We start from the raw sequence: 14,986 nt of genomic DNA, 5'->3' as shown, positions 1-14,986 counted from the left end.
GCATCGATGCCTCAAAAGACTAAATATTTACCCCAAAAAAAAGAGTCGGCTCCTGAAAAAAAATGTATCCCTTTAGATTTGTTCACATTGACAGTACAGAAGGTCCTCACAAATCAGAAAAATGCGACCTTTTTGTGGCCATTGAGCGAGCCAAAAAGTACGTTTATGTCGAGCTTCATTCAAAGATGTCGGTTAACGAATCAAGTGCATTTTTGAAAAATCTGATCGCCCATTGTCCTTTTAAAATAACGAAAATTCTCACAGACAATGGGGCGCAGTTTACCTATGAACTGCTTGCGCAACACCTGAGGCCAAAAAACAAAACGCACCGCCTTTGATGTGATATGCAAGGAGCATAACATTGAACACAGATTCACCAAATTCAAGCATCCTTGGACCAACGCTCAGGTCGAAATCATCAACAGAATTCTCAAATACTACACAACAAAGGCTTATTTTTACAAAGACCTCGATGAGCTGAAGCGTCATATGATGACTGTTGTGCTTTATTATAATTATCAAAGAAAGCTGAAATCATTGAAATATCAGCCCCCCTTTGATATTATCATGTTAGAATTTGAGTGTAACACGTCAAATTTTAATCATAATCCAAACTACATGTTGTTGGGACTAAACAATTAAGTTGAATTTTTCGCATTAAAAAAATTTCTAAAAAAGTATACAGTTTTTCATAACTGTTGACGTAATCCTTAGCTCAAAATTTTTCTATAAAATTCAAATCTAGAAAAAGAAGGCAGTAAAAAAAATTGCTCAACAATGGGATTCAATGTAGTTCTTTTGCAGTAATAGACGTATGGAACGTGACGTTATCCATCCCCTACTTCGATCAGCTTTTAAGTTCTTCAATCAAAATTTTTTCTACACAAATTTCAAATCATTTTGTAGTACATAAAACCTTAAAAATCGTCTCAGCTATTGACGTATGATGAGCGTATCCAGCTGCACTATTTGTTTTTTCCTGAATATGTGCTCCATCTATTCCTCTGTCTTTACAAAGAGTTTGCTCAATATCACTTTTTTCAATATATATAATATTTTCATCAGTTATATATTTTATTATTTCTTTACGTTGATTTCAATTTTATTTTTTCCTTAAATGGAGCCTTTTTTATAGATTTATGAAGCTAGTATAATGCGCTATGATCGCTGATACCGAAATGCTTCTATTTACGTAAGTTGCAATATTTTGTGCGCTTATGCTTCCTTTTTACTCCTCACTTTTCTTAATAAATAAGTTCCCCTTGGGGGGAACCTTTTATCCCTATTCATCACAATATCTGAGGAAATCTCAAACTTTATTGATGCGCTACGGAAACTATTACCTTTATTTACAAGCTCTATGACTTTCTTCCGAAAATATTGACTATAGGAGATTGATATTTTTTCTTAAATATAGCTTAATTCATGTATCTAAAATTGATTTAATATATTTTACCTGAATTTAAATACTCTTTTTCTCTTTATCTCAAGTTGTTTTTGTAATTTTTGGTCATTTTATTTTCTTTATTACAAATAATCGAATCTAATTCAACCTAAATGACGATATAAAATAGCTCATATTCATTGGTTTAGTCACTGAGTGCCATTGACTTTTTGAAAAGAATTTCATATTTTTTAAACAACAAAATACTAAATTGTGGCGGAGCATTATGGGGTTAAGCGTATTTATTTGCGCAGGAGGAAATTCTTCTCGTTTCAAAAGTAGTGTTCCTAAATTATTTCAAGATTTGGGAGGAAAGTTAGTCATAGAATATGTTGTAGATTTGGCAAAACATTTTGTCTTGCTTGAGGATATCTATATTGTAACTTCCGAAAAACTGTTGAAATCCCCAACATGGCCTTTAGGATGTGCTCTGGTTCCACAAGATCCCGCATTAGGAACCGGTCATGCTTTTCAGCTTGCATTTCAAAAATTTTTAAAGAAGCATAAAGGTGATTTGTCTCACCAAGATATTCTAGTATTGATGGGAGATTGCCCTTTGATACAGCCAGAGGATCTGAACGTATTTTTACAAGATCCTCACGACTTAACACTTTTAGCCATGTATCCTGATGTTTTTCGTCGCTATGGACAGATCATCACAAACGATTCAGGAGATGTTGTTGCCATTCAAGAGCATAAACATACTCCTGATATTTCTTGGAAAAATATGCCGTTATGCTACACTGGAGTGATGAAAATTTCTGCTGAAAAAGCCTTGTCTTGGATCAATATGATGCCTTTTTATGAGGAAATTCAGGAATATTATATAACAGATTTTGTACGTATAGCGTATCAGCAGAGTGCAAACATTGGATTAGTCGTCAGTCAAGATTCCCAAAATTTTTTAGGCATCAATACAAAGGAAGACTGGCAGAGTGCGTATCAAGTATTGCAAAAACGTTGGAGAGTGCGCTCACAAGAGCAAGGAGCTTTGTTTTTTGACCCTTCTTCTGTAATGTTATCTTGGGATACGTCTTTTTCTCAAGATGTACAAGTGCATCCGTTTAATGTGTTCGGACCAGGCGTAATTGTGGAAGAAGGGGCGATTATTTTTCCTTTTTGCCGTTTAACACATACACGCATTGGTGCTAAATCTCAGGTCGGCCCTTTTGCACATATAAAAGAAGGGAGCTTTTTAGGAAAGCAAAGCTGTGTAGGGAGTTTTGTAGAAATGACCAGGTCTTCTTTAGATGACTACAGTCAAGCAAAACATCTTGCATATTTAGGAGATGTTGAGATTGCAAAAGACGTCAATATTGGCGCGGGAGTGATCAGTTGCAACTATGATGGAACTCACAAGAAAAAAATAATTATTGAAAAAGAAGCTTTTATTGGAGCCGGATCGATGTTAGTGGCCCCCTTAACTGTGGGAGCTTCATCTACGATAGGCGCAGGTAGCGTCATTACAGAAGACGTACCTGAAAATACGCTGTCTGTATCCAGAAGCCGTCAAATCAACGTTGCGTTATCAAAGGACAGTCGCCACTTAAATCGTCCGTTAAGATCTAAAAAAATAGAAAAAAATAATTCGTAAGTTTTTTCGTAGTTTGAGTAGGAGACGTTAATTTTGACTTTAGAAGCATTAGCGTTTTTTTCTCAAAAGTTAAGCGCATTAAAAGGAATTGGCACCGTTTGGACAGAACGTTTAGAATCGTTAGGATTAAAAACATTTTGGGATATCCTTGCTTACGTTCCTTGTGGATATGAGACGTGTGCATCAACGATAGACCCCCTAAATTTGCCTGGTCTTATACGTCTTGGTGTTCAGATTAAATCATTAGAAGATCGCGTTCCTTATAAAGTACATTGTACGATTATTGTTCCATTTTTTAAAAAAAATTCTGATTATCACGTACTTAATTTAGATGAAAGAACACTACCTTATCAGGAAGAAGAGCTCTCTCAGAAAAAAAATCAAAATTTATGTAAAAAATCAGAACAGTTGATGCTTGTTTTTTTTAAAAAGCCTTTATATCCTCTGATTATTAACAAATCTTATACTGCAGAAGGAGTATTAGAGCGGTCTGGGGAAGGATATGTTATAAAGCATCCTAAACTGTTTAAATATTGCGTTGAAAATAAACGTGAATATCGTGCTATATACCCTTTAAAATACGGTATTACATCCGCATTTTTACGTAGCGTTCTTCAACGTATTTTTTTAATCTATCCCCATATAAAAGATTGGATACCAGAAATTTATGGAATGCCTTCTCAAAAAGAAGCATTTCGTTGTATTCATTTTCCTTTAGAAGATCCTAAAAATATTAATCAATCTATGGCATTTAAACGGCTAGTATTAGATGAACTTTTGGCTCAACAATTGGGTTTAAAAGAATTAAAAATAGGGTATGCTCACAGAAAATCTCTCGTATGTTTTGGAAACTCCGAAATTCTTGACAATGTTTTGCGTCGCTTTAATCGTGCGTTAACTTCAAGTCAATGTGAAGCTTGGAGTAAAATTCAACAAGAATTGCTCGAACAGCACCCCATGATGCGCCTTTTACACGGAGATGTGGGGAGTGGAAAAAGTATTGTGGCTTTTTTAATGCTTGTTCAGATTGCAACTTCTGGACATCAAGGAGGTATTTTGGTCCCTACAGAAGTATTGGCACATCAACATGCCAATGCGTTAAAGAAACTTTTAGAAGGAACGGGATTAGAAGTTGCGTTGTGGACCGGATCTTCTAAAAAACGTCTCAAGGGAGATGTTATTGTAGGAACTCACGCGTTATTTCAAGAACACGCTTCTTTTGATGCATTAGCCGGAATCGTTGTAGATGAACAACATAAATTCGGTGTATTACAACGGCTTGATTTTGTGCGAAAAGGGAAAAACTTGCCTCATACATTATTTATGAGTGCAACACCTATTCCTCGCACCTTAGAGATGACTTTATGGGGACAAATTTCAGTAAGTCGTTTAGAAAAGCGCTCCGAACAACTTCCTGTCACAACATATATGATGAGTTGGAACAAAATTTCTGAATTATATCTTTTAATTCAGCGATGCTTGGATAGGAAAGAAGCTGTATATTGGGTTTGTCCGTGGATTGAAAAAGAGGATGAAGAAAATTTTGGAAAAGTTATCTTTCGACATCAAGATTTACTGGCTCATTTTCCAAATCAAGTAGGTATGCTTCACGGAAAGCTTCCGTGGTCAGAAAAAGAAGCCGTATTAAGAGCTTTTGCTGAAAAAGAACTAGGAGTTCTTGTATCTACGACGGCCATAGAGGTAGGTGTCCATGTAGATCACGCAAGTACAATGATTATTGAAGAAAGTCAACGATTCGGATTGGCGCAATTGCATCAGCTTAGAGGGCGCGTTGGGAGAAGTTTAGTCAAAGGACAGTGTTTTTTGATATGGGGAAAAACAACCTCAAGCCTTGGATTTGAAAGATTAAAATTATTAAAACGTTGCCATGATGGGTTTGTTTTAGCGCAAGAAGATTTGCGTTTAAGAGGAGCTGGAAGTTTGTGTGGGTTAAGGCAAAGCGGAAATAGCGAGTATTATTTTGCAAATCTTTCAGAGCACCAGCATTTACTTGAATTGGCTATTCAGTTATCTGAAACTTTAAAAAGTCAAAATGAGGAAAGCGTTTCTTTACTATTAAAACTATTTGGATATCATCATTTAGATTTATGGAATGCAGGATAACATACAAACACAATCGGATTTAAATTTTACTAAACAAAATTTAAAAAAACAAATAAAAATAACTATTTTTCATAATTCACGTAATATTTATGAAAATATTTATTCGATTTTATAAAAATTTTTTAAATTTTTTTCCCATTCAATTTTTCCATTCAATAGAGATATTTACGCAGAAGCTTTAATTAAAAAGTTTTATTTTTAAGTAAGGGGCTTGTAATTGATTCTTGTGATGATTATAATTTAAATATCGGCCGAGTGGCAGAGTGGTTATGCAGAGGACTGCAAATCCTTTTATACTGGTTCAATTCCGGTCTCGGTCTCAAGTTTTTGATATAGACAAGAAGTAATATAAAATTTTAGACAATAAAAATAAATATAAAACTGTCTTACAGGACAAAATTTAAACATAAAGATAAAGAATTTTATGATCTTTTTACAAATGTTTTGTGTCAATAAAAGACTAAGTTATAGTACAGATAAATTTAGAAAGTAAAGTATTTTGATGTTCTTAATAACGGTCCTAAATCCAAATAAATATCGTAAATTAAAAATTATTTAGAAAAAAAATCTAAATTTTATTTTTGTTTGAAGAAACGTTTTTTGTTAAACTGTAATTAGGCAAATAAAGAAAAAATACTCTGCATTAAATTAAGTCTTTAATTTTTCTTTATGAAATATTTAGTCAATTAATTTTAGGTTTGTGAATAAAGGAAGAGCGCGCACTTACTGATCGAAGAAAGAAATTTTGGACTATATGACCTTAGATTTTTTTTCTAGAAACAATCGACTTTTGTGCAAACGTCCACTTAATTTACTATAGATTTTGTGAGATAAAAATTTTGATATCTCCTATTCACAGGACTTATTGCGTAAATTTTTTCCTTTCTTCTTTCTGAGCGGTCTTACATGTATTTTATTACGTTTAGATCTCTTTTATTAAAAATTCAAAAATTTTTTTATTATTCTTTATCTAGATTTTGTGCTTGTTTTTAAATACAATCAAAAATCAAAATATTATTTAATCTTAATTTTACTGATTTTTCAAAAAAATTAAATTATAACGTAATCTGATCTTCCAAAATATTCTGAATTCCCTGTTTTTGTGGTATTACTATTTTTTCAACTACAAACAATATAAAAATTCGGGTCTGCTTGAAAAAATTATGTATTTTTTCATTGAAATAGCCTCTTACACACCCCTTTCGCATCTGTAATTTTTGTGTTATACATACGAATGTGGAGTTTAAGCACTTGATATTGTCGTTTTTTTTAAAGTTTTGCGTAATGATAATGTTAGGTATCACGTGTAACCAATGGAGTGTTAAATTTATGAAAGGAAGTTCTTTAAATATCCTATTTTTCGCACTAAGTTTAGGTATTATAGTTCCTTCTCAAGGTTGGTCTGCTGAAGAGCAAGCTAATCCGTCTGCACCGCAAGAAATTGCTCCGGCACCTGCTCAACAACCAGTTGCTGCGACATCGGATCCTTCTGTAGCGGCATCCCCAGAAGCAACCGCACCTGCTTTGGAAGACAAAGCTGCTGCGCAATCGCCTGATCAGAATGGCAATGCCGAGGCAGGAACAGCAGATCTTAATGCGCAGAAGCCAGCTGGAGCCGCTGCAGAAGGGGAAGGAAAGAAAAAAGGAAAGAAAAAAGTAGGTAAAAAATCTCGAAAAAAAAGAAAATCTGCAGGAAGATCACGTAAGGGACACGGAGCAGCATATAGTTATCCATCCGAAGATGTTATTTGTCGATTGAATGCCCGTAACAATACTTCTCCGGCAGCTGAAACATGCACCTCAGGTTCAGAGGCAGAAAGCTTTGAAGGATCTGGAGGAAAAGTTCATTAGCTAAACTGTGATTTTCGAAGTAAATATTACTAATTTTTTTTAATAAGTAACGCAAGTATTAAAAGTATGTTACTGCGTCTTCACTATGATAAAAAAAATTTAAGTTGATTTAATGGATGGGAATATTAAAGTTTTGTATTTCCTTCCCTACGTTTATGTTTTTTTATTTAAATAAAATATTTTAAAATTATAATTAAAATTTATTTTCGTACTGGTTCTGTAAATAAGATATTAAAATAATTTAGGAGAAAGTGAAAGCTTCTTTATGATAAAAAAGTTGATTACTGAAAAGTTAAATACGCTCTTTGTGTGTTACTTAAGTGAAATAAAGACAAATACACGTCCATGATAAAGATACTCTGCACCTTTTCATTACAACTATTTATTTTGTTTCAGTGATTTTATAATTAAAAAATGAGGAATTAGATGGTTCCTCTTCTTTTCTTTTAGTATGGAAGAAATAGCCCAGATCAAGAAACTTTTAGCCGCGATACGAAAAAACTCATCAAAAAAATCTATGTGGGTACGATGCTCTTGGATTTTTTTTATCCGTCCTATGACAAGGCAGAAAAAAAACGTCATACTATATCTCATCATCATAATAACATGCTTTGTTCAGGCAAGATCTTTTCCTATAACACGTTTCTATGCCCTAAACATCGCCTGTTTTTTTGAAAAAATAGAATGATTTCGGACAACCTTTTCTTTCCTCAAAATGATTGCTCTCGCGTTTCGTGCTGCTCTATTTTTTGTCAGTGATCTTTATTTTGGTCTTGGCTAAGTTTGTTCACAAAACCTAGGACATGATCGCGTCTTTTTGGAATATGGAAGATGGTAAATTAAGCTGAGGTTTTTGAATAAAGGTAAAGCACGATGCTCAGAGATAGAAGGTAACGATCTTAGAATTTTTTTCTAGAAATCACACTTGTTTTTCGCTTAATTGACTATATGGTGATTTTTCAAAGGAAAAAACGGTCGAAGAAGGGGAAAAAGCGTGATGATCTATGTCGCAAAACGCTTCATAAAATGCCCTTAAAGGCGCGATCTCCTATGATTTAAGTGAAAAAACACCACACACTCAACACTAAAAACTGAAAATACGAGTAACACATCAAGGGCGCACCGCGAACATTTAAAAAACTCATCTCGGATCGCGCAAGACACCTAGATAGTGTAGTCACGAGATATTAGCCCATAAAGCGATACATCGAATTTGTACTGCTGCCAAGAATGATCTGACATTTTTCGCATAACGGCTTGCAATACCGCGCCAGCGCTTGAGATGGAGAAATGCATTTTTAACAAGATGCCGCAACTTGTATAAATCTTTATCATAGCCTTTGTGAACTTTTCGGTTTTTTCTTGGAGGTATGACTACGGTCATGCCTTGGCTTTGGGCCTGAGCAACACTCGCATCGCTATCATATTTGTCTGCGAGTAAATACTCGGCTGCGATGCCGCTTATCAATTGCCAAGCTTGCGTGCAATCAGCCGTGGTACCGTCTGTAATAATGATTCTGACTGCAGCATACCATGCGCATTCACGGCCAGATGTACCTTTGTATTAAGCCCCCTTTTGAGCGGCTCATCTCTTGATTTCCACCTTTCGCACCGGCTGCATGAGGATGCGCTTTGATGTGACTTGCATCAATCATCAGCCATTCATAATCCGGAACATCAACTCATTCTTCGAGCAACTTCTCCCAGATACCTTTGTCTCTCCATCTGATAAAACGACGGTGCGTATTGCTCCAGCTTCCATAATCTGGCCATAGCGCTCCTGTCCTTAAGATCCAAAAAATGGCATTAATACATTGGCGATTATCTTTTAGCTCTCCCGCCCCAACCCCCTTCTCGTCCTGGTCAATGAGGCTCTAACACAACTCTATACGCGGTCTGAAATATCGTGGTGACGATGGGCTTTTGACATATAATACCTATGCATTCATGAAACAACTGCATCACTTATATCATACTTCCTATCTCGTGACCACACTATCTAAGGTCTTTTAAAGGCGGAACAAAAAAAACCAGTTTTTTATAGATTCAGGCTATCAGGATGGATCGATAAGCTTTATTCGAATGCAGAGTTTCCTTATAAATCCACCACAAACAATCCTCTGGACAGAAAAAATGTAGTAAATTTAAGTTGAAGTTCGCGAAAAATACGTGAGATCTCTAAAATAAAATTCTAAGATCATCTATTCGAGAATCTCTACTTTCGATTAACTGAGTGTCGTGCGTTGCCTTGTTTTTAAAACTTTCGATTAACTGAGTGTCGTGCGTTGCCTTGTTTTTAAACTTTAACTTAAAGTTATTATACACTGCTATTATACACTGCAGCACTATCTCGTTTTCGGGGCGTTGTGGAACGCATGTGTAGCCATATTAAGATATTCAAGGGTATGTCCCCATCGATATCAAAACAATGCTACTTCATCAAATTTTATACTATCTCTGGAATCGTGAATCTCAAAAACGGTTTCCCATGCGCAAAGTACACCAGAACAGCGTAAATTCGATGTGGGAGCACTTACGCATCAGGTTAATGAATGATTACTACCGCAACACACACTTGTTTCAGAAATCGTACACATGAACTGTGGCTTTTACACATGAACAGTAGCTTTGAAAGACCGCGGAGGAAAAAAGTTTTCTTGAAGAGTAAACGGAGACTTGCGTAGAAGGTCCATTTAACACCCCATCGAATCATTTTTTCTTAATTAACTTAGTCAGGTAAGACATTTTGTCATAAAACTCTAAAAATGCATTTGATCATTGTCTTACCCAAACATTATCTTTACTCACTCAGATTCTAAAAACAAAACTACAGCAATCCCCCAAAATCAGAAAATAATTCCCTATCCAAAAAGTGTGTCTTAAGATATTTTAACTAAATTATTAAAAAGGAACTTCATCTTCTTCTATAGAGTGAAAATCATGCTCTTCTACTGAGCTTAACGTATTCCCAAATTCACGCTCCTCATCGCCTTTCCCATCCAACATTTTTACTGTTCCTTGATACCGAACAACGACTTCAACAATTTTTTGCTCTTTCCCTTCTTTATCTATCCATTTTCTGGTACGAATCCCCCCTTCAACAAAAATTTTCTTTCCTTTTTTAAAGTAACGCTCAATAATCGAGGCTAACTTAGGGTTAAACACGACAACACGATGCCATTCGGTAATACTTTTTATTTCTCCATTTTTATCCTTCCATCGCTCTGATGTAGCAATAGAAAAATTAGCAACTTTACTTCCATCTGGCATCAATCTAATTTCAGGATCTTGACCTAAATTACCTATTAGGATAATCTTATTAAGACTCACATTTTTCCTCTTTTTCTTATATTTTTAAATCCTATACGATTTTACAATAAAAGTAAACTGCTAAATTTTGTCTTACTAGACGCTTTTTATTCTAGAAAAATACTTAAATTTTAGAAACGTTTCTATGCTCCTATTATTTTAGAAATTTTAAATTATTTTCTGGATAAAAGATTAAATTTAAAAAATAATCATGATATCAGACTAGAGTTTTTAATCATTATAAGAGAGGTTTTACCTAGAGATAGATAGCTGTGTTTTTTGATAGTGATTAAAGATTTCTGGTGTCGTAAGCGCACATCAAAGCTTGATTGATCCGTATACCATAGGGGATTCCCTTCTTGGAAACTACTTTAGTACATCTCGTCATTCGTCCTAGGTGATGTCTTGTATTACTATGATCTTTCTTTATGCATACAGTTCCTGATTTTCCAATACTATGGCAATTTTTTGGTAGAACTTTAGAGAAAGTATCACCGTTATCAGTATAAAATGTGCAATTTTTCAGATGTTTGACTTTTTTGTAAAATCGTTTGAACGTTTCGGCATCACGATTCCCTGTAACCCAGCAACAGTTCTCCGTGTGCTACGATCAACGGTTTTGATAATCCAGAGTTTTTGACTTTTTTTGGAAAAAACACCACGTTTCATCAAATTTCACCGCTTGAATGTTACCTGAAAGCTCAGATTCTTGTATTTTTCCATTTCTGCCACCAGCCATCTGTATATAATAGAAGGAGAATAATGCCTTAGCTAATCTTTGTAAAAATAAGCCTTTATTGTGTAGTCTTTGAGGATCCTGTTGATGATTTCGACCTGACCGTTGGTCCAAGAATGCTTGAATTTGGTGAGCCTGTGTTCAATGTTATGCTCCTTGTACATCACATCAAAGGGGTGCGTTTTGTTTTTTGGCTTCAGGTGTTGCGCAAGCAGTTTATAGGTAAATTGCGCCCCATTATCTGTGAGAATTTTCGTTATTTTAAAAGAATAATGGGCGATCAGATTTTTCAAAATGCACCGGACTCGTTAACCGACATCTTTGAATGCATCTCGACATAAACGTACTTTGTGGCCCGATCAATGGCCATAAAAAGGTCGCATTTTTCTGATCTGTGCGGACCTTCTGTACTGTCAATATGAACAAATCCAAAGGGATAAATTTTTTTTCAAGAGCCGACTCTTCTTTGGCTAAGGCATTTAGACCATTTCTTTTAAGGCATTGATGCAGATTAAAGCTCATGAGATTGGGAATCTTTTTTTTCAAAGCACTATAAACATCATTAAGCGGAAGCTTAGAAACGCGCCTGAATTCACACACAATTTCTTGCTTCTGTTGCAGATATAAATGCTTTGGCTGTGCAGGGCCAGAAAATTTATATTCAACACAACAGGCTTTCTTCCACTTCAAAACTGAAGGGCCAGACGCTTTGCTATTTTTAGCGGTGACCTCTACAGAGTTTTATATTTCTTTTCGGACTCGAAGCGTCGTCTTGGCATTGTTATGCAGTATACTTCCCATAAATTAGCCTCCTTTAGTTCCTTATAGGTTGTACCATAAGAATGTGGAACTAAACATTTAGGGTATTTAATGGTTCTTGTCATACAAAATTATTTGAAGCTTAGGTAAAAGAGGTATTGATTAAGGAATTAGAACCTGGACAAATTGGATAATGCTGCATCTCATAGCTCACAAAGACCAAAAGAGTTGATCGAATCTGTAGGTTGTCAAGTCATCTTTTTATCGCCATACTTACCCGATTTGAATCCAATAAAAAAATTTTGGGCTAATATGAAAAGATGAGTTAAGAACAAAATTAACCAGTTTGATAAATTTTACGAAGCTATTGCCGCATTCTTTCAAATCCCATACGCCATTGTGCTCTCGATGAAATAAACTCTTTCTAAAAATTGTTTCTTTATATTTTCTTTCTTTACTTTGATACTTTTTCAGTGATTAAAAATTTATAAATGGCATCCCAGAAATATTTTTAAGTACTTTAGGCATTATTCCCTTTCTCCATCTACTCAAAGCTCTTATTTAGACTTTGTATTTTTGTTCTATTTCTTAATACTTCATACCACTTCATTATTTTATTTCTAAATTTTATTGGGCACCTCATGAGCTCTCATTTTTGATTAATGTCTTATTTAGAAACAATTGTGCCATTTTAGAACGGGTTAGCCATAGACTTATGCAAAGAGTCTATTTTGTTCACTATAACTCTGAGTGAGTTATCCACAAAACTAACGTTAAAAATGCGGTTAATAAAGGAACAAGCCACGTAATAAGATAGCTTAAAGCATGCCCTGTCATAGAATAACTTATGATGCAGCTCCATTCTTTTGCTAAAAATAGCACAAAACATATCATAGATCCAAAAAAAATCTTAGGTATGTAACGATAAACAGAACGATGATAACCAGATAATATTGCAGAAGAAAAAGGAAGTAGTAAACAAAACCACACAGTATTAGATAAAAAATATTGGCGCCTTAATAAAATAGTCTGAGACAAAAATGTATTCCTAGATAATGCACTAAGTTCTAAAAAAGACATCAAGAAAGGATGTTTTTTCGGTGTATGACCAGGTAAAAATAAAGGAAATTTGACGATTAAGGTTTTTAAAAATTTTGGATATTGATCAATAGGCATAGACCATATATGCTGAAGATGCAAAGAATTTGAAGAAATAGAAAATTTTTCGGCACACAAATAATTTTTCAAAATAAAATCCTTATTGAAAGAAAATAGCTCTATATGTTCTCCTGGCATATAAAAAATATAGCTTACCTTCTCAGGTGTTTGAAAAAATTTCCACCGTGCTTTAGGTTGCATCCAATAGTTTTCTTTTTTTTGTATTATCCAAACTTTTTCCATCATATTTTGACACCACGGTCCCCAATAAAATAATTCAAACATACTCATTAGAATAACTGCCAAAACTGGACCTTTTAAAACTTGAAGAATAGATGCGCCAGAACACTGAAAAATAGACCATGTCCGTAATTTTTTCAATCGAAATATCCACACACCACCGGAACAAAACACAATGAAAGGAAAAAGCTTATTAACAAGTATACAAACTTTTAAAAACAAATATTCGTATTGATCCTCAAATGTTGTTTTAACGATAAGATTTTTTTTTATAAATATTAATTCAATCACAAAAGAAAAAAATAAGAAAAACAAAAGCACGAAAACAAAAGATTTTAAAAAATTTTTTGTGTTATATTTAAGAATTATTGAAAGCATATTTTTCACCGTTTCGATTTACAAAAATTAACTTAATCCACAAAATACCGGGAATACACCAAAAAATTTGTGCACATCCTTCCCAAAAATTCCAAACACATACCGCCCTTAAAGGTATAGCTTGCAAACCAATTAATCCAGAAAATAAAATAAGGTATCCATAATATCCTTTAACATTAACATTCCATAAAGTAAGAATAACCCAAGTAATCCACAAAACATCGGGAATCATCCACAAAGGTGTTAGGCAGCGTGTATAAAGCTCTCTTACCCAAGGCAATTCAGGAGAATTTTCTTGGACCCGTCTCCAAAGATTTAAAAAGGAAACACTTTGAGGTTTTACGGAAAGCAAAGAAATTTTTTTATGATGAGGCACTCTGACTGTATATGTTTTGAACGACATTACATGCGGAGCTCTGCGCTCTTGGCGAGCAACGACATGACAAGTTCCGTGGTATAGAGTAAAGATAAAATCTTGAAGATCTTGCTGAATATTACCGTATTTTCCAGAAAACACTAACGTGCGTTTGGGCTTGGGATCATGCAAAAAAACTCCCTCTAACGTTCCATCAGCTCGTTTGTTGTGTATATACAGCGTTGTATTTCCAATAGAAAAAAAAATTCCAGGCGTCAACCAATGATGAGGCAAAACTTGCTTTAATTTTTGCTCTTTGATTTGAAGATAGCGTGAAATTTTTTGTCCTCCCCAAAAACTTATACTATACAAGACGCCTACGAAATACAAAGAAATTTTTACACCAGGCCATGCCAAACTCCAAGGCGCTATTCCTGCACTATACAAAATATCTCGCTCTCTATCTTGTACAAAATGCGCGTATCGATAGATACAAGACAACATCAACGCCATAGGTAAAGTATAATACATCACGGGAATTAAGCTTACGAAAGACACTAGTGAGATCTCTAGTAAAGACACTCCAGCAGAGATACCTTTGCTAATCTTAAAAAATTGAATAAACCAAGTAAGGGAATTCAGTCCAAGAAAAAAAAAACTAGTGTACCTAAATAATGATCGAAAAATATATTTTTGAAATTGCTTCAATAATAAAACACACCCGTCTATCCGATGCCTGTCATAATAACAAATTTATACGTTCCTGCATACTGGTACGTATAAAATGCGTTGAGACTCGAGAAATGTAATAATTTGATCTTGAACTAAATTCAATGTTTTGTAATATAGACAAAAATTACATCAACAGTGAGTCCATCCAAGTTTTAGTGTATCAGTAATAATTATAGTAAATTTACTGATGTTACGCAGCAATAGTTGATTTCTGCTTGAAATAATCATATTTTTCGTCCATAAGTTTTTAAGGACAAAAAATGAAACTGGATCTTCTTGATATTTATAGCGACTATTTGATAAGTC

General features: G+C 34.4%; 12 protein-coding genes, 1 tRNA gene and 2 pseudogenes. 7 read left to right on the top strand and 8 right to left on the bottom strand.

Annotation, left to right across the window (positions count from 1 at the left end):
• Positions 1–62 precede the first annotated feature (62 nt).
• Positions 63–338, top strand: coding sequence for a DDE-type integrase/transposase/recombinase (locus P618_RS09465; RefSeq protein ID WP_021827844.1), 276 nt, complete (start codon positions 63–65; stop codon positions 336–338).
• Here P618_RS09465 and P618_RS08680 read toward each other — a convergent pair.
• On the bottom strand, positions 280–522 hold the full coding sequence (locus P618_RS08680; RefSeq protein WP_239638265.1) for a hypothetical protein: 243 nt from the start codon (positions 520–522) through the stop codon (positions 280–282). The two genes, P618_RS09465 and P618_RS08680, sit on opposite strands and share 59 nt — an antisense overlap.
• On the opposite strand from P618_RS08680, the gene P618_RS09460 reads away from it, so the two are divergent.
• From P618_RS09460 to P618_RS04510, 5 genes are all read left to right on the top strand, one after another.
• Complete coding sequence (locus P618_RS09460; protein WP_420805329.1) at positions 415–642, top strand: hypothetical protein; 228 nt, start codon at positions 415–417, stop codon at positions 640–642. The two genes, P618_RS08680 and P618_RS09460, sit on opposite strands and share 108 nt — an antisense overlap.
• A gap of 1,013 nt (positions 643–1,655) precedes the next feature.
• Positions 1,656–3,038, top strand: a complete 1,383-nt coding sequence (locus tag P618_RS04525; protein ID WP_156919009.1) for an NTP transferase domain-containing protein — start codon at positions 1,656–1,658, stop codon at positions 3,036–3,038.
• Between the two features lie 33 nt (positions 3,039–3,071).
• Positions 3,072–5,162 carry an ATP-dependent DNA helicase RecG gene (locus P618_RS04520; protein WP_021827841.1) on the top strand — a complete coding sequence of 697 codons (2,091 nt, stop codon included), beginning with the start codon at positions 3,072–3,074 and terminating at the stop codon, positions 5,160–5,162.
• 249 nt (positions 5,163–5,411) lie between these two features.
• Positions 5,412–5,482: transfer RNA gene (locus tag P618_RS04515), tRNA-Cys, on the top strand.
• A 1,009-nt stretch (positions 5,483–6,491) separates the two neighbouring features.
• Positions 6,492–7,013 carry a hypothetical protein gene (locus tag P618_RS04510; protein ID WP_024161212.1) on the top strand — a complete coding sequence of 174 codons (522 nt, stop codon included), beginning with the start codon at positions 6,492–6,494 and terminating at the stop codon, positions 7,011–7,013.
• 1,177 nt (positions 7,014–8,190) lie between these two features.
• Here P618_RS04510 and P618_RS07405 read toward each other — a convergent pair.
• The 5 genes and pseudogenes from P618_RS07405 to P618_RS04480 form a co-directional block, all read right to left on the bottom strand.
• Positions 8,191–8,943, bottom strand: a pseudogene (locus P618_RS07405) (IS5 family transposase).
• Positions 8,944–9,914: 971 nt separating this feature from the next.
• The gene (gene ssb, locus P618_RS04490) at positions 9,915–10,343 is read right to left on the bottom strand and encodes a single-stranded DNA-binding protein (RefSeq protein ID WP_021827835.1); all 429 of its coding nucleotides are present in this window, start codon (positions 10,341–10,343) and stop codon (positions 9,915–9,917) included.
• A 268-nt stretch (positions 10,344–10,611) separates the two neighbouring features.
• Positions 10,612–10,851: pseudogene (locus tag P618_RS09455) on the bottom strand (hypothetical protein); the annotation flags it as partial.
• Positions 10,845–10,991 (bottom strand): hypothetical protein, encoded by a 147-nt coding sequence (locus P618_RS07975; RefSeq protein ID WP_156919008.1) that lies wholly within the window; start codon positions 10,989–10,991, stop codon positions 10,845–10,847. The gene P618_RS07975 and the pseudogene P618_RS09455, both read right to left, overlap by 7 nt.
• A 328-nt stretch (positions 10,992–11,319) precedes the next feature.
• Positions 11,320–11,748, bottom strand: coding sequence for a hypothetical protein (locus P618_RS04480; RefSeq protein WP_021827833.1), 429 nt, complete (start codon positions 11,746–11,748; stop codon positions 11,320–11,322).
• 255 nt (positions 11,749–12,003) lie between these two features.
• Between P618_RS04480 and P618_RS09450 the strand changes: the two genes are divergently transcribed.
• Positions 12,004–12,141, top strand: a complete 138-nt coding sequence (locus tag P618_RS09450) for a transposase (protein ID WP_204365642.1) — start codon at positions 12,004–12,006, stop codon at positions 12,139–12,141.
• A gap of 414 nt (positions 12,142–12,555) precedes the next feature.
• Here the strand turns inward: P618_RS09450 and P618_RS04475 are convergent, their stop codons facing one another.
• Both P618_RS04475 and P618_RS04470 read right to left on the bottom strand, forming a co-directional pair.
• Entirely contained in the window at positions 12,556–13,593 is a 1,038-nt protein-coding gene (locus P618_RS04475) for an LptF/LptG family permease (protein ID WP_021827832.1), read from the bottom strand.
• Positions 13,574–14,656, bottom strand: a complete 1,083-nt coding sequence (locus P618_RS04470; protein WP_021827831.1) for an LptF/LptG family permease — start codon at positions 14,654–14,656, stop codon at positions 13,574–13,576. Before P618_RS04470 ends, P618_RS04475 begins: the two co-directional genes overlap by 20 nt.
• Positions 14,657–14,986 lie beyond the last annotated feature (330 nt).

The sequence above is a fragment of the Holospora obtusa F1 genome (assembly GCF_000469665.2).
GTDB classification, from domain to species: domain Bacteria; phylum Pseudomonadota; class Alphaproteobacteria; order Holosporales; family Holosporaceae; genus Holospora; species Holospora obtusa.
Note: the sequence above shows the minus strand (reverse complement) of the source record. Positions and strands in the feature narration are given on the sequence as shown.

Bases quoted from the DNA above. Each gene is read 5' to 3' on its own strand.
- P618_RS09465 (WP_021827844.1), top strand. From the start codon at position 63: ATGTATCCCTTTAGATTTGTTCACATTGACAGTACAGAAGGTCCTCAC.
- P618_RS04510 (WP_024161212.1), top strand. From the start codon at position 6,492: ATGAAAGGAAGTTCTTTAAATATCCTATTTTTCGCACTAAGTTTAGGT.
- P618_RS07975 (WP_156919008.1), bottom strand. From the start codon at position 10,991: ATGAAACGTGGTGTTTTTTCCAAAAAAAGTCAAAAACTCTGGATTATC.
- P618_RS04475 (WP_021827832.1), bottom strand. From the start codon at position 13,593: ATGCTTTCAATAATTCTTAAATATAACACAAAAAATTTTTTAAAATCT.